Raw genomic sequence first — 19,845 nt, forward strand, 5'->3', positions numbered from 1 at the left:
TCTTTCTTCGCTGCTTCGAAAAGTTTATTATCAAACAAAAATCGGACTGTAAATGTCATCCTGCAATGCTATGATGTGGACAGGGTCAACGCTAATTTTTATATGATTTTTCATGAGATCTTACGGGTGTTGCAGCCGATACATTGTAGCTATGATGAATAATAACCTTCTTTCACATTAGATGAAAGCGGTAACAGGAGCGAAGCACATGGACAAACAAACAAATAACGAGCAACCGTGGTCGTTATGGTATAAGCAGCCGGCCTCATGTTGGGAAGAGGCGCTTCCGGTCGGCAACGGCCGAATCGGCGGCATGGCGTTCGGAGATATCAATCAAGAGCGCATTCAATTGAACGAAGATACGTTATGGTCGGGGTTTCCCCGCGATACGAACAACTACGAGGCGCTTCGCTATCTGAAGCGTGTGCGAGAGCTGCTGGCAGATCATAAATATGTAGAAGCGGAGCAGCTCGTCCAGTCGAAGCTGCTGGGGCGCAATACGGAATCATACCAGCCGCTGGGCGATCTGTGGCTGAAGCAAACGTTTGACGGCGGCGGTGAACATGAGGCCGCCGAATTTATAAGGTCGCTTGATCTCGACCAAGCGATACAGTCAGTTCGCTTCCGCATTGGCGATACGTTCTATCGCCGCGAGCTGTTCGTCAGCGCCGTCGATCAGGTGCTGTGCGTCAAGTATGAGGCGGAGGGTGAGGGCGGCTTAACAATCGAGGCATCGCTCACATCCCCGCAGCCGAATGAGCTAGGCAGCGAGAATGACCGCTCGCTGACGATTGACGGTCGTTGTCCGACGCATGTGGCGGACAACTACTGGGGCGATCATCCAAGAGCGGTGCAATACGAAAGCGACCGAGGCGTTATTTTTCAAGCGCGTCTTGCCGTCCTGCAGGGTGAGAGCGCGATATCGACGGATCAGCACAATCAACATTGCATGAAGGTGACGCATGCGAGTTCAATCACGCTGATCTTCTCAGCTTCAACGAGCTTCAAGCGGTTCGACAAGCAGCCGGAGGGCTCAGTGGACGAGCTGAGCGAAGAGAATGATCGCATCTTGGCGGCAGCAGCTGCACTCGGTTACGAGAAGCTTCGCGAGCGGCATATCGCGGAGCATCAGAAGATGTTCCGCCGCGTACAGCTTCATCTTGGCGAGACGGAGAATGGACAGCTGCCGACGGATGAGCGTCTTGCCGCATATAAGCGAGGCGAGAGCGATCCAGGGCTGGAGGCACTTTATTTCCAATATGGCCGCTACTTGCTGATGGCAAGCTCAAGGCCGGGAACACAGCCTGCGAACTTGCAGGGGATATGGAATCATCGCATTCAACCGCCGTGGAACAGCGATTACACGACGAACATTAATACACAAATGAACTATTGGCCAGCCGAGCTCGCGAATTTAAGCGAATGCCATGAGCCGTTGCTAACGATGTGCGGGGAGTTAAGCGAAAGCGGCTCGCGGACCGCGGCCATTCATTATGGCGCAGAGGGCTGGGTTGCACACCACAACGTCGATCTATGGCGGGCTTCGACTCCGACCGAGGGTCATCCGAGCTGGGCGTTCTGGCCGCTGGGCGGCGTATGGCTGACGCAGCATTTGTGGGAGCATTATTTGTACAATCCAGAGCTGGCGTTTCTGCGCGACAAAGCGTACCCGATCATGCGCGGAGCGGCATTGTTCTGCCTCGATTGGCTGATTGAGACGGAAGACGGATACGTGATGACCTCGCCATCGACTTCGCCGGAGAACAAGTTCCTGACGGCCGAAGGCGAAGCATGCAGCGTAGCGGTTTCCTCCGCTATGGACATTACGCTGATCCGCGAGCTGTTCGAGCATATGCTTCAAGCGGCCAAGCTGCTTCATACAGATGAGCAATTGAGTGTAAGAATTGAAACGGCTCTAGGCAAGCTGCCGCCGCTTCAGATTGGTGCTAGCGGCATGCTGCAAGAATGGCATCATGCTTTCGAAGAGCAAGAGCCTGGCCATCGTCATGTTTCACATCTTTATGGAATTTATCCAGGGACGGCTATTAACCGCGAGCATACACCGGAGCTGTTAGAAGCGGGCAGATTGTCTCTGGCGAGCCGTATTTCGAATGGCGGCGGGCATACGGGCTGGAGCTGCGCTTGGCTTATTAATTTGTACGCACGCCTTGGCGAGCCGGAGCAAGCCTATCGGTTCATTCATACGCTGTTAGCCCGGTCAACGCATCCGAATCTGTTCGACGATCACCCGCCGTTCCAAATCGATGGCAACTTCGGCGGAACAGCGGGGATAGCGGAGCTTCTGCTCCAAAGTCACTTGGACCACATCGAACTATTGCCTGCCTTGCCGGAGGCTTGGCCAACTGGTTATATTCGAGGATTGAAGGCAAGAGGCGGCTTCGAGATCGACCTTAACTGGGCAGACGGCAAGCTGATTGATGCGCGTGTTCGCTCAACGCATGGTCAGAATTGCGTGTTGTCTTATGGAGATATAGCTCTCGTCGTTCGTTCAGAGGACGGAGCAGTGCTGGATACGAGCAAGTCTTTCGCTACTGTGCCAGGAGAGTCGTATACCGTCACATTGAAATAGAGAAACATCCAGTAACACGAAATAGAAGAGGAGAGTGTCTTAATGACGAATCAAACACGTTACCCCTATGAAAATTCGGCTTTACCCGCGCATGAGCGCGCGGTCGATCTTGTATCCCGTTTTACGCTGGAAGAGAAGGTCGAGTCCATGGTGCAATATCAGCCGGCGATTGAACGGCTAGGCGTGAAAGCTTACAAGCACGGCACGGAGGCCGCACATGGCATGGCATGGTTAGGCGAAGCGACGACGTTTCCGCAGCCGATTGGACTCGGCTGCACATGGAATCCGGATATTATGAAGGAGATTGGTTCTGCTATAGGGGACGAAGCGCGCGTCTTTTATCAGCGCAATCCGGCAATCAACGGTCTCACGCTGTGGGCGCCGACAGTCGATATGGAGCGTGATCCGCGTTGGGGACGCACGGAGGAAGCATACGGCGAAGACCCGAAGCTGACGGGCGAGCTTACCGCTGGTCTTGTACAAGGCATTCAAGGCGATCATCCGAAATATTTCAAGGCCGTTGCGACGCTGAAGCATTTTATAGGCAACAACAATGAAGTCAATCGCGGAAGCTGCTCGGCGAGCATCGACCCGCGCAATATGAAGGAATATTATCAAGCAGCGTTCAAGCCTGCGTTCGTTAAGGGCGGCGCGCATTCGATGATGACCTCCTACAATTCCGTCAACGGTACGCCGACGATTCTTCATGACGATGTAAACAAGGTCGTGAAGGAAGAGTGGGGCATGAACGGCTTTATCGTTAGCGACGCTGGCGATTTGCTGGGTATCGTGAACGATCACCACTATTATGACAACTACAAGGAAGCGGTCGCACACTCGATCAAAGCCGGCATCGACAGTATTACCGACGACAAGGACAAGTCGTGCGCAGCTATACGCGAGGCGCTTGCAGATGGGTTGTTAGCGGAGAGCGATCTCGATAAGGCTCTCGTCAATACGTTCCGCGTTCGTTTCATGCTTGGCGAGTTCGATACGGAGGAAGAAGTACCGTATGCGAATACGCCAGAGTCGAAGCTATGCGCGCCAGAGCATGCCGAGCTGTCGCTGCGAGCGGCACGCGAGTCGATCGTATTGCTTAAGAACGAGAACAATGCGCTTCCGCTGAGCAAAGATAAACTTACCAGAGTAGCCGTTATTGGTCCGCTTGCGGATGTTGTGTACCGTGACTGGTATTCCGGCTCGCTCCCTTACAAAGTTACTCCGCTGCAAGGGATTGCAAGCAAGCTGGAAGGGAAGAGCGTCTCCTACAACAGCGGAAATGACCGTATCGTATTGCAATCGGCAGCAAGCGGTGAAGAACTGCGAATTGCGGCGGACAACGAGAATCGTCTGCAAGGCGCAGGCAAGGGCAGCGCTGGCGATATCTTTGAACTGACCGATTGGGGCTGGGGCAGCTATACGCTGCAGAGCACCGAGAATGGCAAGCTGCTTACGAGCGCCGACGATACGAATATTGCAGCTAACGCGGACGAAGCGTTTGGCTGGTTCGTGAAGGAAGTATTCAAGCTGGATTCACAAGAGCAAGAAAACGGGAAGTTCGCTCTCCGTACTTGGAATGGCAAAGCCGTCGTTGCTTCGGAAGACGGAACGGGCTCGCTCGTCGTATCTGAACAGGACAGTGAAGACGTGACCGGTCAAGCCGGATTGTTCACTAAAAAAATCGTAAGCGAAGGCATTGCGGAAGCTGTCGCAGCTGCCAAAGCGGCAGAAACGGCTATCGTCTTCGTCGGCAACAATCCGCTGATTAACGGTAAAGAAGAGATTGATCGACCGGGCCTTGAGCTTGCCGCATCGCAAAACGAGCTGATTAGCGCTGTGCATGCCGTGAACCCGAATACGATCGTTGTCGTTATCGGCAGTTATCCGTTCGCGCTGAACGATGTGAATAGCAGCATTCCGGCAATCGTATACTTGTCCCATGCGGGGCAAGAGCTCGGCAACGCGGTTGCGGATGTGCTGTTCGGCGACTACTCGCCGGCAGGACGTCTGAACATGACTTGGTATAAGTCGGAGGAGCAGTTGACTGCCTTGATGGATTACGACATTCGCAAAGGGAAGCGGACATACTTGTACTTTGACGGCGAGCCGCTCTACCCATTCGGTCATGGACTTAGCTACGCTCAATTCTCATACAGCGGCTTAGAGGTTGCCGATCGCACGAAAGGGCTGGAGGGCGAAGTACAAGTACAGCTCCGCGTAACGAATGAATCTTCAGTCCAAGCGGATGAAGTCGTTCAGCTGTATGTCCGCGTCCAAGGCTCGAGAGTGGAACGTCCGCTTAAGAAGCTTGTTGGTTTCACTCGAATTGCGCTGCAGCCTGGCGAATCGAAGCTTGTCCAGTTAGCCGTACCGGCTGAAGAGCTAGCGGTTTGGGACGTCACGCGCGACGTATTCTGCCTGGAAACAGCTGAATATACGTTTGTAGCAGGCGGCTCATCTTCCGACGTTAAGGCAACCACAACCGTTACCATTGCTGGCGAGAGCATTCCAGCCCGCAACCTGTCGCTAGCGACACGCGCGGACAACTATGACGAGTATGCAGGCGTGTACTTGGATGAGAGCAAGGAAGGCGGCTCTTGCGTTCGTCTATCCGGCGATGCAGGGTGGATCGCTTTCAATGACATCGATTGGAGCAATGGTGCAGCGGTAATCGAGGCAAGAGCAGCAGGCGGTCAAGCAGGCGGTTCCATTACCGTTCGATCTGGCAGCGAGAACGGCGCCGTTGCGGCTATCCTCGAGGTACAAGCTGGTGAAGAGCAAGCTTGGATTACGGTTTCAGCGGAGCTTAGCGGAGTTGATGCATCGAACGATTTGTATCTGGAGCTAAGCGGCAGCGTAAAGCTGAGCAACTTTCGTATTCACTAAAGCAGTCAATTAACATAATCCTATTATCAAAGAGATCCTATGGAGTGAACAGCGACACGGCTGCCAGCTCCGGCAGGTCTCTTTTTTTGGCGTATATCTCTAATTTACATCTGATAAAATAACTAATAATGAAGGTATGCTCTGAGCAAACAATGTTATATTATATAGGATGCTTCATTTAATAAGCGATGTAACTTCTTGAAATGTGCAATTAAGTAAACGCTTTCCTTGCCGAGGAGGCAGTCCGAACGATGTTCAGCATGAAATCTTTAACAAAAAAAATGAATAACGTCCGCATCAAAAATAAACTCATCTTTTCCTTCGTCCTCGTTGTATTTGTGCCGGTACTTATTGTAGGCGTGTGTCTAACCGTTGCGTTCAGGCAGAACGTGCTCGATCAGGCTACCCAGCAAATAACGAATAATGTGGAGCGTATTAAGAAGCAGACGACGGATGTTATCGGGATGCCGATTGAAATTTCTGATAAGCTGCTCGTTGACAGTCGTTTGACGAATGTCGTTAATACGCATTACGATACTACCTTCGAGGTCGTGAAGGCGTTCTGGGATTACCGCGACTTCCGCGATTACATTAAGCTGTACAGCGAGGTTTACAATATTCGTTTCTATACGACCAATATGACGATACTGGACAATTGGGAGTTCTTGAAGGTAGACGACACGATAGAGGCAATGCCCTGGTACAATGCTGCGCTTGCGCAAGAAAACATCATTTGGGCGTATATTAAGGATGAGACAAAAAACAACAACAAATATTTAAGCCTTATTCGTAAAATATCATTCCCGACGTACCGCACGAGCGGCGTGCTCGTCATCGATGTCAATCAACAGGAATTAAATGGAATGATCAGTCAAGAACCGTTCGATACGATGATATTTGATGACAACGGATATATTATTGCTGCCAAAAACACCGCTTGGGTCGGACTGAAAATATCCGATCTCGACTTCGCCAGCGAATTGACGGACAAGCCGGAAGGAACGTACGAGTTCAAGTTCGAAGGCAAGCCGTCCAAAGTCGTAATCGAGAATTTGATGCCGCCATCGAGCAGCAACGGACTTAAGATCGTATCGGTATTTACAATAGACAGCATTGTTAGCGGCGCTAACCGAATAAGCTTGCTCGGGTTTGGCGTTATTCTGATCAGTCTTGTTATCGCCTTCATCTTAATATATTTCTTCTCTGCTATTCTCGCGAAGCGGATGCTTGCGCTGAACAAGGATTTGAACAAGGTGGCGCTTGGCGACTTCAATGTAATCTCCGACGTGAGCGGCAATGACGAGATTGGACTGCTATCAAGACAGTTTAATAACATGGTAGTCAGCATTAGGGGACTCATGGACGAGGTTACCGAATCGCATCAGCAGCAGGCGCAACTGCAATTAAGGCAGAAGGAAATTAAGCTGAAGATGATGGCCAGTCAGATCAATCCTCATTTCTTGTTTAATGCGCTCGAATCCATTCGGATGAAGGCCCATATTAAAGGCGAGAAGGAGATCTCGTACATTGTGCGGATGCTTGGCAAGATGATTAGGCGCAACCTCGAGATCGGAACGAAAAAGATCGCCCTAAAGGCCGAGATTGAGATCGTTCACAGCTATTTGGAAATTCAGAAGTTCAGGTATGGAGACGAACGCTTAACCTTCGTTCTAAATATTGCGCCTCAAAGCGAAGGGATTGAGATTCCTCCGCTCATTATTCAACCGCTTATTGAGAATGCGGTCGTACATGGACTTGAGGATCGGGCAGAAGGGGGCTTCATTTCCTTAATAACGAGCGTTGACGGCAACAAACTGCGTGTGGAGGTTGCAGATAACGGCGTTGGGATAAGCGAGGAGAGAATGCGCCAAATTACCGAGTCCCTTCATGATATGGAGGAAGAAGATGAATACCGCATTGGACTTCGCAACGTCCATCAACGGCTGGTTATGATTTATGGAGAGGCACACGGTCTTCAAATACAGAGCAGTGCCGAGGGTACTCGCATTGCGTTCGAAATACCACTGGGGGGTCATCATTTTGCATAAAGTCATGATCGTAGACGATGAACCGATGATTCGTGAAGGGCTTAAATCAATTATCGAATGGGACAAGCATGGTTTCACCGTTGTAGGCGAAGCGTCGAACGGACGTGATGCTTTAACTAAATATCGGGAACTGCAGCCCGATCTTATCCTCATTGATATTCGTATGCCTGGAATGGACGGACTGCAAGTCATTCAAGAAGTGAGGCAAGACGATACGACTACGAACTTCATTATATTGAGCGGTTATGCTGACTTTGACTATGCTAAGCAAGCGATCGGCTTTGGCGTTGACGGCTATATTTTGAAGCCGGTTGACGAGGATGAGCTCGAGACCTATGTAAAGCGAATCGCCGACAGCTTGAAGCGAAGAGGCGAGCAGCAGGCAAGCAGCGAACAGACGATGCTGCTGCGTCGGGATGAATTGCTCCAGAAGCTGGCTGGCAGCCAAAGTTTTGAGGAGACGACATTCGATGACGAAGCACAGGCTCTGCTAGGTACTCCTGCGAAATATTATCAACTTATGCTAATTGAGGTGTATAGCCGAGAGCATTCTTTAACGAGAGGCGATACGTTTAAGAAAAAGCTTGCTGAGCTTATCGAGCAGAAAGAGATTGGTTTCGTATTCAGCGCAGAGCCCTACATCGGCGTGTTGCTGAAAGATTATTTGCTGCAGAGCGGGTCGCGGGAGCAGATGAATGGCTGGTTGGCTGAGCTATGCGGACCGAATGCCAGGTTTGCGGCAGCGGTCAGCGAGCCTGTTCGCGATTGGCGGGAGCTGCAGGACTGGGCCCCCTTTGTCAGCGGCTTGCTGAAGCGAAGGTTCATGCTGAAGGGCGGACAGATTCATACCGCATCGCAGACGCGAGAGGAGCATCCAATAGAAAGCGATTTGACTCCAATTATGGAGTCGTTCGCTCAGCGTTTCTTTTATATGATCGATATCGGCAGCGCCGAAGGAGTTGAGAAGGCGCTTCGCGAAGCGGAGGCACAACTAGGAGAAGCTGGCGACATCACTGAACAGCAGCTTAAGTCAACCTGGGCGGGTATCGTATCGATGGTCTTGAACAAAGTGTCAACGGCTAATCCGACGTTGCCGATTCAAGAGTATTTGCAGATGATTACCGCACTCTACCTGGAGCATCATTATAATGAGATGCTGGATAAGCTGAATGCCAAGCTTGTTGAGCTAGCTCAGAAGATAGGTAGCTCTGACGCAACTTCGGTGATGAAGCAAATTACCGATTTTATTGATCGTCATTATTATGAGAATCTTAAGCTGGAGACACTAGCCGATCTATTCAATTACAATAGCGGATATTTGGGCAAAATGTTCAAAAGCCACACCGGTCAGCATTTCAATACCTACTTGGACGAAGTCCGAATCCAGCACGCTATTGAGCTGCTGCAGGAGGGGATGAAGGTTCATCAAGTATCCGAGCGGGTTGGATACGCAAACGTTGACTACTTCCACAGTAAATTCAAGAAGTACAAAGGCGTATCTCCTTCCACGTATAAGAAAATATAAGACGGGCTTGCCGATCGTTCACACTATGAACGAAAGAGGCAGCTCGTTTTTTTGTTGTGCCGACGGTCCAAATGAAAGCGCTTGAAAGAGCGTATTTTTATATGATTTTCGCACGGATTTGTCGGGTGCAATGTAGTCCTGCCTGTCGGGTATCATTAGGACATAAGAGAGAGGGCAAGCTACAGAACAGAGAAGTTACACTTGCCAAGCCGACTGTGTTCGTTAAATAGGAGGAGCATTCATGAAATCGCTAACAGCAAAAGACGTTCCGCAGAAAGGGACGAAGCAGAAGTCTTCCGTTTGGAAGAGAGCCCTTCAACAGCGTTATTTGTATCTAATGTCGCTGCCTTTCGTCATTTGGGTCATTGTATTCGCATACGTCCCGGTATGGGGCTGGATCACCGCATTCCAGAACTACAAACCAAAAAATTCGTTCTTGGATCAGAAGTGGGTAGGGTTGGACAATTTTGTTGAATTGTTCGGGGATGAACGGTTTTATCTCGTCCTTAGAAATACGCTGGCAATGAGCTCGATGGGACTTATCGTCGGATTTACGATTCCTGTCATATTCGCTCTTTTACTTAACGAAATGAAAGGGCAGTTTTTCAAGCGCTCGATTCAAACGATTTCGTATTTGCCCCATTTCGTATCATGGGTCGTTGTAGCAGGTCTCGTAACGAAGATGCTGTCAACGGACGGCGGCGCAATTAATCAATTGCTGATGTCGCTGCATCTTATTGACGAGCCGATTCAATTCATGGCTAAAGGCGAGTGGTTCTGGGGTATCGTAACCTTGTCGGATCTGTGGAAGGAGCTAGGCTGGAACTCGATCATCTTCTTAGCCGCAATGGCCGGTATTGATCCGGAACTGTACGAAGCTTCGACGGTGGACGGCGCAGGACGCTTCCGCAAAATGTGGCATATTACACTGCCTGGCATTCGTACGACTTTCATGGTTCTGTTCATTCTTTCGATCGGCCATTTGATCGGTATTGGCTTCGAGAAGCAGATGCTGCTAGGCAATCCTCTCGTTACGGATTATTCAGAAGTACTCGATTTGTATGCGCTCAAGTACGGGATACAGATGAGCCGCTATTCGTATGGTACGGCAATCGGCATATTCAACTCCGTCGTCAGCATTCTGCTCGTATTAATTGCGAACGGTATATACAAACGAGTCACCAAAGAATCAATCATATAGGAGGAGCGGCATATGCAAGGGACTGTACAGAGAAGCAGCGACAAAATATTCGATATATTCATTTATGTAGTGATGGCGATCGTGGGGATCGTAACGTTATATCCTTTCCTTAACGTACTCGCAATCTCGTTCAACGATTCGGTTGACACCGTACGCGGCGGTATAACGATATTCCCGCGGGAGTTTACTTGGAAAAACTACGAGACGATTTTCGGCTTTGAGGGACTTATCACCGGGTTTAGAAACTCGGTGATCCGGACGGTAGTCGGTACGCTCCTCGGCGTTATCGCCGCTTCCATGCTGGCGTATACGTTAAGCCGGCCCGACTTCCAGGGAAGAAGATGGATGTCATTCTTGTTCGCCATGACGATGTATTTCTCGGGCGGGCTTATCCCAGGGTTCTTGCTTATCAAAAACTTAGGTTTGATCGGTTCGTTCTACGTGTATATCATTCCGGCTCTCCTAAGCGTGTGGAACGTATTCGTTGTTCGTTCCTTCATCGACGGATTGCCTTACGCGCTGCAAGAGTCGGCTAAGATCGACGGCGCGAACGACTGGATCATCTTCTGGCGGATCATTCTTCCGCTTTGCCAGCCGGTTCTTGCCACAATTGCGTTATTCATCGCCGTAGGACATTGGAATGCTTGGTTTGATACGTATTTGTACAACGCCCGCGTTCCTGGAAATACGACGTTGCAATATGAATTAATGAAAGTCCTTCAGTCGACGCAATCGGGCAACAACTATCGCGACCCGAACGCACAGCAAGCGATCGCATCCGTATCCCCGGAATCGATCAAGATGGCGATTACGATCGTCGTTACCGTACCGATTTTGCTCGTCTATCCGTTCCTGCAAAAATATTTCGTCAAAGGAATGACATTGGGCGCAGTGAAAAGCTAACATTGGTAATAGCAGGTTTCCTGTTATATACACAACAATCTTTATACAAGAAAAGGGAGGCTTTAAGGCAATGAAAAGAAAGACACAGTACGCTCTAACGTTGCTTTTGGCGCTTGTGTTCGTTTTCGTAACGGCATGCGGCTCCAACAACACTGGCAACAACAATGGCGAGAATGCCGGCAACGGCACGAATGCGCCGGCAGAATCCGAAAACCTTGAACCGATGACAATCCGTTTCGCATCCGGTGACGTTAATGCGAACTGGGACGATAATCAAAGCGACATCGGCAAATTTCTGGTAGAAAAAACGGGCGTTTCGATTAAAGCCGAGTTTCCTGTAGGTGGCTCTGACGCTGATATGTTCGCCCTAATGGTAGCAAGTGACGATTATCCGGATCTTGTAATGCCAAAAGGCAATATCGGCAAGCTTGTTGACGCAGGCGCAATGGTCGATCTTCGTCCATTGATCGAAGAATATGCTCCTAACATCAAAAAGATTTACGGCGAATACCTCAATCGTCTTGTATGGAGTGCGGATGACGATGCCATTTATACTCTTCCTCTAGATCTTGTTGGCCACACGTATTTCGATGCGGGCGGCGGTTTCCAATTGCAGCACCAAGTGCTTGAAGCTGCTGGATATCCTGAGATCAAGACGGTTCAGGATTACGAGAACGCGATCAAAGCGTACCTCGAGAAAAACCCTAAAACAGAAGACGGCCAACCGCGTATCGGCATGTCCCTGAACGGCGGAGAATGGCAAATTCTGATTTCCGTTACAAACCCTGCTTTCTACGCTACTGGCGCACCGGATGACGGCGAATTCTATGTCAACCAAGATACGCATGAAGCAATCATGCACTACCAACGTCCTGAAGAAAGAGAATATTTCCGTTGGTTGAACCACATGAACGATGTAGGCTTGCTTGACAAAGAAAGCTTCGTTCAGAAGTACGATCAATACAAAGCAAAAATCGCTTCCGGCCGCGTTATCGGCTTGATCGACCAAAACTGGGATTACGCAGATGCTGAGAACGCTTTGAAAGCTGAAGGCAAATTCGGTGCGACTTATGCACGTTTCCCAGTAACGCTTAACGATCAATATCAAGACCATTCCTTCCAAGGAACAGGCTACCTGTCCGGTTACGGCGTAGGTATTACGACTAGCGCGCAAGATCCAGTTCGTTTGATTAAATACCTTGACTACCTTGCTTCCGACGAAGGCCAAGTACTTGTGAATTGGGGTATTGAAGGCAAGCACTACAACGTTGTTGATGGCAAACGCGTTATTCCTGAAGACGTACAAGCTATGAAAACGAACGACAACAACAATTTCAAGAAAACGACTGGTATCGGCAACTACTTCTTGTCCGCTCGTTATGGTGACGGCGTGCTGGATCCTACAGGCAACTACTATACAACGACGTTCCCTGAACAAATCCAGACTGCTTACACTGAAGCAGACAAAAAGACGCTTGCAGCTTACGGCGTAAAAGTGTACAAAGATTTCTGGCCGGCTGACGACGCGTTCCCTGAGCGCAAATACGGCGCTGCTTGGACATTGCCGTTCGAGACTGGCTCCAAAGCGAACGTTATCTTCCAGAAGACACAAGATATTATGAAGAAACGTATCCCTGAAGCAATTCTTGCTAAGCCAGCCGATTTCGACAAAGTATACGATGCATTCTTGAAAGATCTTGAAGATGCAGGCGCAGCTGAGTTGAATGCTGAGTTTACGAAAATGGTTAAAGACCGCGTTGAGCTTTGGTCCAAATAAGCATAAAATAATAAGAAAACGGAGAGCTCATGCAGATGAGCTCTTTCCGTTGTTTAATCGAGGGAGAGAGACAAACGATGATCAACAATAAACTTTCGAAAATTTGGTATGGCGGCGATTATAACCCAGAGCAATGGCCGGACGAAGTGATGGAAGACGATATCCGCATGCTGAAGCTCGCGGACATCGACGTAGCAACGGTTAACGTATTCTCTTGGGCGCGTATTCAGCCGAACGAGGATACATACAACTTTGAGTGGCTTGACCGCATTATGGACAGGCTCTACAAGGACAATATTTATATTACGCTCGCAACGAGCACAGGCGCGCATCCGGCATGGATGGCTAAGAAATACCCGGATGTGACTCGCGTTGATTACGATGGACGCAAGCGTAAATTCGGCGGACGCCATAACTCCTGTCCGAGCAGCCCGACTTATCGTAAGTATTCCGCACTCTTAGCAGAGAAAATTGCTGAGCGTTATAAAGATCACCCCGGACTTGTCGTTTGGCATATTTCTAACGAATACGGCGGCTATTGCTATTGCGACAATTGCGCAGAGCAATTCCGTGTATGGCTTCAGAAGCGGTACGGAAGTATCGAACAGCTGAATTCGGCTTGGTACACGGGCTTCTGGGGTCATACGTTCTATGAGTGGGACGAAATCGTTCCTCCGAACGCGCTTAGCGAGGAGTGGAACGGTAACCGGACCAACTTCCAAAGCATTTCGCTCGACTACCGCCGTTTCCAATCGGACAGCCTGCTGGATTGCTACCTTCTTGAGCATGATGCCATCCGCAAGCATTCGAGCAATGTACAGATTACTACGAACTTAATGGGCACTTACCCTGAGCTCGATTATTTCAAATGGGCTAAGCATATGGACGTTGTCTCGTGGGATAACTATCCTTCCATTGATACGCCTGTCAGCTTCACCGCTATGACGCACTCGCTTATGCGCGGTCTGAAGAGCGGACAGCCGTTCATGCTGATGGAGCAGACGCCAAGCCAGCAGAACTGGCAAGCGTATAACTCGTTGAAGCGTCCTGGCGTCATGCGGCTATGGAGCTATCAAGCGGTAGCCCATGGCGCGGATACCGTGATGTTCTTCCAGCTTCGCCGCTCAATCGGCGCATGCGAGAAGTATCATGGCGCGGTCATCGAGCATGTTGGGCATGAGCATACGCGCGTATTCCGTGAATGCGCCGAGCTTGGCCATGAGCTGCAGCAGCTTGGCGATACGCTTCTTGATTCACGTAACGACGCTAAAGCGGCGATCGTCTTTGATTGGGAGAACCGCTGGGCTGTCGAGCTGTCGAGCGGACCAAGCGTTGCGCTGAAATACGTGGACGAAGTGCATAAGTACTACGATGCGTTATTTGAATTGAACATTCAGGCCGATATGATCAGCGTAGAAGAAAACATGGATAAATACGATCTCGTTATCGCGCCGGTTATGTACATGGTTAAGCCAGGCTTTGCCGAGAAGGTTGAACAATTCGTTGCCCGCGGAGGTACGTTCATTACGACCTTCTTCAGCGGCATCGTGAACGAGAACGATCTCGTAACGATCGGCGGTTATCCAGGCAAGCTGCGTAACGTACTCGGTATCTGGGCAGAGGAGATCGACTCGCTGCTGCCAGGCCAGACGAATCAAATCGTTGTGAACAATGCGAGAGGCGAGCTGAGCGGCACCTATTCATGCAGTATTCTATGCGACCTTATTCATTCCGAAGGTGCGGAAGTCATCGCGGAATACGGCTCCGACTTCTACCAAGGCATGCCGGCGTTGACGGTCAACAAATTCGGTGAAGGCGAGGCATGGTATGTCGCCTCCAGCCCGGATAAGGCTATGCTGCAATCGCTGCTTTCCACCATCTGCAAGGAGAAGGGCATCGAGCCTCTGCTAGCAGCGCCAAGCGGCGTGGAAGTGACTCGCCGTATCAAAGACGGCAAATCGTTCACCTTCGTGCTGAACCATAATTCCGAAGCTTCGGTTGTACGGCTTCAAGATGAGCCGCGCAAAGATTTGCTGTCTGGCGAGCTTGTTAGTGGTGAATACAGCGTTGCTGCCAAAGGCGTTCTCATTATTGAGCAATAGCATCGAATATTATCGATAACGACGAACCAGACAAGCTCCGTCCTCGCAGTCGGCGGCATATAGTAACGGTAGAAGCCCACTGCGAGGGGGACGGCAGATGTCAAGGAAACGGCGTACACCACTTTCGTTATCGCTTATTGTACTCGTGCTGTACGTATTGCTCGTTATCCTATTAATCACTTCATGGCTATAAATAAATGCTCAAGTGCCCGTGAATCGCCCGTAACCACCATCTACCGCCGAGCCCACCTCCTACGGAGTTGAGCTCGGTTTTTTATTTTGGTCCATGACTTTTCCTCTTCTTACTAACCGATATTTCGATAAAATCATTTCTGCGCGACGCTGCTAACTCTTTTTCTTTCTTCCTCATTTACTTCCTCTATTTCTTTCTCTTTTACTCTCTTTTGCTCCACTCTCCCATTAGCTCAGGAAGAAAACCAAATCAACCGAAAGTCAACAGATTTAATCGCAGCGATCCAGCGTATTCTGGTCAATTAGGATCATTGAAAAGTGGTTTAGACCACTTGATCGATTGCACTGACCGGATTGAACATGGAAGACCAGTCGATGCGCTGTCTCTCTATATATCGTTTGTTAATTGCCGCTAGATTGGAATCTGTCCAGTATGGCTTGTCAGAGGCAGAACCTTTCTTGGAAAGGCAGAGGCTAAGCAAATGTGCGAGTGGGGTACATGAATGTTCATAAGAAATATTGCGACGATAACAATACTCGTCCAAATAGGATTGAGCGTATTTCAGGGAAAGTCCGTGAAACCGGTCATTCATCCATTTGAAGGCTGATTGAGCTAGTTGGGGCAGCGTTGCTGTGGAATTAGGAACATTTACATACCAGCGATTAATGGTGAGTTGATCGAGTTCGGGATGGACATGATCTTTTATGAACGCTTCTTCCATTGAAGAAGAAAGCCGATTGCGCGCAATGCCTTTTTCTTTTGCCAGTTTTATTTTGAAATAGGAAGAAGATTGGTTCGGTAATGTCCCGCTGGCTGCGATTGCTGCATGCTCCTTATTCTCGCCCACATATGTAGGATGCAATTGCTTCATATATACTTCTAACTTTGCTTCGACGAAACCGTTAAGGAGCGTACGCTCATCATACTCCGATATGGCAGCACGGACTTTGTTAAGCATGGACCAAGCCGTCTTATATGTCACTTGAATCAATTCCGCAAGCTGGACAGCATGAATTCCCTCCTTGCTTGACGATACAAGGAAGAGAACCAAAAGCCACTTGCGAAGCGCTGTGCGGCTTTTGTTGAACACTGTGTTAGCGGTCAGGGTAGTCTGGTGTTTGCACTTTCTGCATTCAAATAAAGGCTGGTTCCGTGTCGAGATTGTGTATGCGGCGGAATGGCTGCATCGCGGGCAGCGAAAACCGTTAGGCCACTTCCACTCATATATAAATGACAAACATTGCTGCTCAGTTGGAAAGCTCTGATTGAATTGATCTATGTAAGCCGTTAATGCCATTTAGAGCAACCTCCTCATCAATAAATAAGAACATATGTTCTGATATGATTTTATCAAAAATGGAAGCGATAAACAATAGCTGGTTTGCAATGAATATACGATTGATTCATTTAGATCGCTCCTGAGTTAGATCGCTCCTGAGTAGAGGGGAGAATGGACTAAAAGGATAAAAACGAGGATGACGCACTGATCGGAGAAAAGAAAGTGAAAGTGCTTGGCCGATGTTGACTAGATTGGAATTTGAAGCATAAGTAACGCCGTGGTGACAAATAATGAACGGGAAGACAGATTGTTCTGTCATGATGAACAGGCGGCGTAAATGAGGTAAGCCGCACGAGTGAAGGAGGATGAAGGGTTGTCAACGAAAAGCGCGGGCGGTCAAAAGTACAAAAAAATGTCGATGTCGCCTAAGGAATATCAGACATTCGCCAAGACGCGCGAGCCTTCCAGGTCGGTGTTCGCCAATTGCATTAGAGCTTTCATCATCGGCGGCTTAATCTGTGTGCTCGGGCAAGTCATTACGGAGATGTTCGTACATTTGATGGGAATGGAAAGGGAGGCCGCGGGCAATCCGACTGTAGCAGTGCTTATATTGTTGTCGGTTATATTGACGAGCATCGGCGTTTACGACAAGATTGCGCAATGGGCTGGCGCCGGTTCGGCAGTTCCCGTTACGGGCTTTGCGAACTCGATGTGCTCTGCAGCGCTGGAGCATCGAAGCGAAGGCCTTGTGCTTGGCGTCGGAGCTAACATGTTCAAGCTGGCTGGCTCCGTTATTGTTTTTGGCGTTGTAGCCGCTTTTTTCGTCGGTATCGCACATCTCATTCTTGGAACTGGGGGGCAATAAGATGCTGCTCGGCAAACAATCCTGGAGGTTCGACAAACGCCCGGTCATTCTAGGCGCTGCTACTGTAGTCGGGCCCGATGAGGGCGACGGACCGCTTGCCGCCGACTTTGATCTAATACATCCCGAGCTTGATATGCAGCAAAAGAGCTGGGAGAAGGCGGAGCGCCTGCTGCTGGAGCAAGCGTCTGAATTCGCCATTCAGAACGCAGGCATCCAGCGTGACGATCTGCAGTATTACATCGGCGGCGATCTTATGAATCAAATTATTAGCAACAGCTTCGCGGCAAGATCGCTTGGCGTTCCTTATCTTGGCGTGTTCGGTGCTTGCTCGACATCGATGGAGTCGTTAGCGCTAACGGCGATGATTGTTAATGCGGGGGGAGCGCATTATGCGTTAGCAGGTACTTGCAGCCATAACTGTACGGCGGAGAAGCAGTTTCGGTATCCGACAGAATACGGGTCACAGAAGCCGCCAACAGCGCAATACACCGTAACGGGGGCAGGCGCTGCGGTGATAGCCGCTAAGGGCGATGGCCCTGTTATCGAATGCGCGACGATTGGCAAAATCGTCGATCTCGGCATTAAGGATCCGTTCAATATGGGAGCAGCGATGGCACCCGCAGCGGTCGATACGATTCAGATGCATTTTAATGATACGGGACGAACGCCGAAGGACTATGATTTGATCGTAACCGGCGATCTTGCCGGAGTTGGTCATCCCATCGCGAAGGAGCTGCTTATCAAGGACGGGGTGCCGATGGACGATACCGTTTTCAGTGATTGCGGCCTTATGGTCTATGACGTGAAGCGGCAGAAGGTGCAAGCAGGCGGAAGCGGCTGCGGCTGCTCAGCTGTCGTCACCTACGGTCATCTGCTTAAGCGTCTTCGGCAAGGAGAGCTTAATCGGATATTGGTTGTGGCAACGGGCGCTTTGCTTTCTCCCTTATCGTTCCAGCAAGGCGAGAGCATTCCATGCATTGCGCATGCTGTCGCAATCTCGAACGGAGGTGATTAAGCGGTATGATTTTTTTGTGGGCATTCTTAGTCGGCGGAGCAATTTGTGTTGTTGGCCAAATTATGTTTGATGTGTTCAAGCTTACGCCGGCGCATACGATGGCGACATTGGTCGTAATCGGAGCGGTCGTGGACGGATTCGACTTGTACGAGCCGCTTATAGCATTCGCGGGGGCAGGCGCAACCGTTCCTATTACGAGCTTCGGCAATGCGCTCGTGCATGGCGCATTGACAGAGCTTCATGATCAAGGCTGGATCGGCGTCATTTCCGGCATATTCAAGGTTACAAGCGCTGGTGTATCCGCAGCGATAATATTTTCATTTCTTGCGTCGCTTGTCGTTAGGCCAAAAGGGTAACATTTGCACACGATATATGTAAATTGGAGAGTCCTGTGGGATTCTCCAATTTTTTTTGGAGTGAAAAAATTTGTGCTTTCTAAAGGAATTACTGTAAAATAGTACTAGTGCTATATTCATACTTGTAACTTTCCGGGAGGTAATGAAATGGATATTCGTCCTGCTGACATGCAATTATGCTCTTCGATATTACGTAGCTTAGAATCTTGTATCCTGGGAAAACACGACGAGATTGAGAGATTGCTCATAGCCGTTATAGCTAGCGGACACGTATTACTGGAAGATGTACCTGGTACAGGCAAGACGCAATTAGTGAAAGCGTTAGCAAAAACAATCGGCGGTCAGTTTCGCAGAATTCAATGCAACCCCGATCTGCTGCCAACCGATATAACAGGCGTTTCCATCTATCATCCGAAGCAAGAAGCGTTTATATTCCGCCCAGGTCCCGTCATGGCGAATATTTTGCTCGCGGATGAAATAAATAGGGCAACGACCAAAACCCAATCCGCCTTGCTTGAAGCGATGGAGGAAGGTCATGTTACAGTTGACGGCGATACTTATGAGCTGCCTCAGCCATTCGTGCTGCTGGCTACACAAAATCCGATCGAGTTCGAAGGGACGTATTCGCTGCCGGAAGCGCAGCTTGACCGATTCATGATGAAGCTCTCCCTCGGTTACCCGAATCAGGAGGATGAACAGCGGATGGTGTTATCCGCAGAAGGCGTTCACCCTTCCGATCGTGTAGAGCAATTGATTAGCATGGAGGATATGATCCGGATTCAGAAGCAAGCGATGAGCGTTCATATTGACGATGCAGTCGGCAATTATTTAGTTCAACTCATTCGTAGTACGCGGGAGAATGCTAGCGTCATGTTAGGAGCTAGCCCGCGCGCGGCTATCGCCTTGGCGAGAGCGGCTAAAGCAAGCGCCTATATGAAGCAAAGACAATTCGTTACGCCTGACGATGTGAAGGAGCTTGCTCCTTATGTGCTGGCCCATCGAATATTGCTTCGCACGGAATCGCGGATGAACGGTCTTCGTCCGGAGGACGTTATATCACAGGTGCTGCAGACTACGAAAGTGCCGGTCCGGCTAGAGCGTTAAG

Annotated in this window: 13 protein-coding genes; 12 read left to right on the forward strand and 1 reads right to left on the reverse strand. The window is 49.7% G+C overall.

Going from position 1 to position 19,845, the window contains the following annotated elements:
- Nucleotides 1-208 precede the first annotated feature (208 nt).
- From AC0YN0_RS04820 to AC0YN0_RS04855, 8 genes are all read left to right on the forward strand, one after another.
- Nucleotides 209-2,590, forward strand: a complete 2,382-nt coding sequence (locus AC0YN0_RS04820) for a glycoside hydrolase family 95 protein (protein ID WP_475820245.1) — start codon at nt 209-211, stop codon at nt 2,588-2,590.
- 42 nt (nt 2,591-2,632) lie between these two features.
- On the forward strand, nt 2,633-5,476 hold the full coding sequence (locus AC0YN0_RS04825) for a glycoside hydrolase family 3 C-terminal domain-containing protein (RefSeq protein ID WP_475820246.1): 2,844 nt from the start codon (nt 2,633-2,635) through the stop codon (nt 5,474-5,476).
- A 251-nt stretch (nt 5,477-5,727) separates the two neighbouring features.
- The gene (locus AC0YN0_RS04830) at nt 5,728-7,524 is read left to right on the forward strand and encodes a sensor histidine kinase (protein ID WP_475820247.1); all 1,797 of its coding nucleotides are present in this window, start codon (nt 5,728-5,730) and stop codon (nt 7,522-7,524) included.
- Complete coding sequence (locus AC0YN0_RS04835; RefSeq protein ID WP_475820248.1) at nt 7,517-9,049, forward strand: response regulator transcription factor; 1,533 nt, start codon at nt 7,517-7,519, stop codon at nt 9,047-9,049. The genes AC0YN0_RS04830 and AC0YN0_RS04835 overlap by 8 nt, the downstream gene beginning before the upstream one ends.
- Nucleotides 9,050-9,290: 241 nt before the next feature.
- Nucleotides 9,291-10,250 (forward strand): ABC transporter permease, encoded by a 960-nt coding sequence (locus AC0YN0_RS04840; RefSeq protein ID WP_475820249.1) that lies wholly within the window; start codon nt 9,291-9,293, stop codon nt 10,248-10,250.
- Nucleotides 10,251-10,262: 12 nt separating this feature from the next.
- Nucleotides 10,263-11,153, forward strand: a complete 891-nt coding sequence (locus AC0YN0_RS04845; protein ID WP_442049236.1) for a carbohydrate ABC transporter permease — start codon at nt 10,263-10,265, stop codon at nt 11,151-11,153.
- Nucleotides 11,154-11,223: 70 nt separating this feature from the next.
- Entirely contained in the window at nt 11,224-12,930 is a 1,707-nt protein-coding gene (locus tag AC0YN0_RS04850; RefSeq protein WP_475820250.1) for an ABC transporter substrate-binding protein, read from the forward strand.
- 77 nt (nt 12,931-13,007) lie between these two features.
- Nucleotides 13,008-15,032 (forward strand): beta-galactosidase, encoded by a 2,025-nt coding sequence (locus AC0YN0_RS04855; RefSeq protein ID WP_475820251.1) that lies wholly within the window; start codon nt 13,008-13,010, stop codon nt 15,030-15,032.
- Between the two features lie 515 nt (nt 15,033-15,547).
- On the opposite strand, the gene AC0YN0_RS04860 is transcribed toward AC0YN0_RS04855, so the two are convergent.
- A complete protein-coding gene (locus tag AC0YN0_RS04860) occupies nt 15,548-16,522 on the reverse strand; it encodes an IS1595 family transposase (RefSeq protein WP_475820252.1) in 975 nt (324 codons plus the stop codon).
- 355 nt (nt 16,523-16,877) lie between these two features.
- On the opposite strand from AC0YN0_RS04860, the gene spoVAC reads away from it, so the two are divergent.
- The 4 genes from spoVAC to AC0YN0_RS04880 all read left to right on the forward strand — a co-directional run bounded on the left by spoVAC (nt 16,878) and on the right by AC0YN0_RS04880 (nt 19,844).
- Nucleotides 16,878-17,369 (forward strand): stage V sporulation protein AC, encoded by a 492-nt coding sequence (spoVAC, locus tag AC0YN0_RS04865; protein WP_475820253.1) that lies wholly within the window; start codon nt 16,878-16,880, stop codon nt 17,367-17,369.
- Nucleotide 17,370: 1 nt separating this feature from the next.
- Nucleotides 17,371-18,384, forward strand: coding sequence for a stage V sporulation protein AD (spoVAD, locus tag AC0YN0_RS04870; RefSeq protein ID WP_442049231.1), 1,014 nt, complete (start codon nt 17,371-17,373; stop codon nt 18,382-18,384).
- A 5-nt stretch (nt 18,385-18,389) separates the two neighbouring features.
- Entirely contained in the window at nt 18,390-18,740 is a 351-nt protein-coding gene (spoVAE, locus tag AC0YN0_RS04875; protein ID WP_475820254.1) for a stage V sporulation protein AE, read from the forward strand.
- A gap of 147 nt (nt 18,741-18,887) precedes the next feature.
- Entirely contained in the window at nt 18,888-19,844 is a 957-nt protein-coding gene (locus tag AC0YN0_RS04880) for an AAA family ATPase (RefSeq protein ID WP_337098472.1), read from the forward strand.
- Nucleotide 19,845: the final 1 nt, after the last annotated feature.

Source organism: Paenibacillus sp. J22P218, assembly GCF_056269195.1.

Coding starts and splice junctions, on each gene's coding strand:
- AC0YN0_RS04820 (WP_475820245.1), top strand. CDS start 209: ATGGACAAACAAACAAATAACGAGCAACCGTGGTCGTTATGGTATAAG.
- AC0YN0_RS04825 (WP_475820246.1), top strand. CDS start 2,633: ATGACGAATCAAACACGTTACCCCTATGAAAATTCGGCTTTACCCGCG.
- AC0YN0_RS04830 (WP_475820247.1), top strand. CDS start 5,728: ATGTTCAGCATGAAATCTTTAACAAAAAAAATGAATAACGTCCGCATC.
- AC0YN0_RS04840 (WP_475820249.1), top strand. CDS start 9,291: ATGAAATCGCTAACAGCAAAAGACGTTCCGCAGAAAGGGACGAAGCAG.
- AC0YN0_RS04845 (WP_442049236.1), top strand. CDS start 10,263: ATGCAAGGGACTGTACAGAGAAGCAGCGACAAAATATTCGATATATTC.
- AC0YN0_RS04850 (WP_475820250.1), top strand. CDS start 11,224: ATGAAAAGAAAGACACAGTACGCTCTAACGTTGCTTTTGGCGCTTGTG.
- AC0YN0_RS04855 (WP_475820251.1), top strand. CDS start 13,008: ATGATCAACAATAAACTTTCGAAAATTTGGTATGGCGGCGATTATAAC.
- AC0YN0_RS04860 (WP_475820252.1), bottom strand. CDS start 16,522: ATGGCATTAACGGCTTACATAGATCAATTCAATCAGAGCTTTCCAACT.
- spoVAD (WP_442049231.1), top strand. CDS start 17,371: ATGCTGCTCGGCAAACAATCCTGGAGGTTCGACAAACGCCCGGTCATT.
- spoVAE (WP_475820254.1), top strand. CDS start 18,390: ATGATTTTTTTGTGGGCATTCTTAGTCGGCGGAGCAATTTGTGTTGTT.
- AC0YN0_RS04880 (WP_337098472.1), top strand. CDS start 18,888: ATGGATATTCGTCCTGCTGACATGCAATTATGCTCTTCGATATTACGT.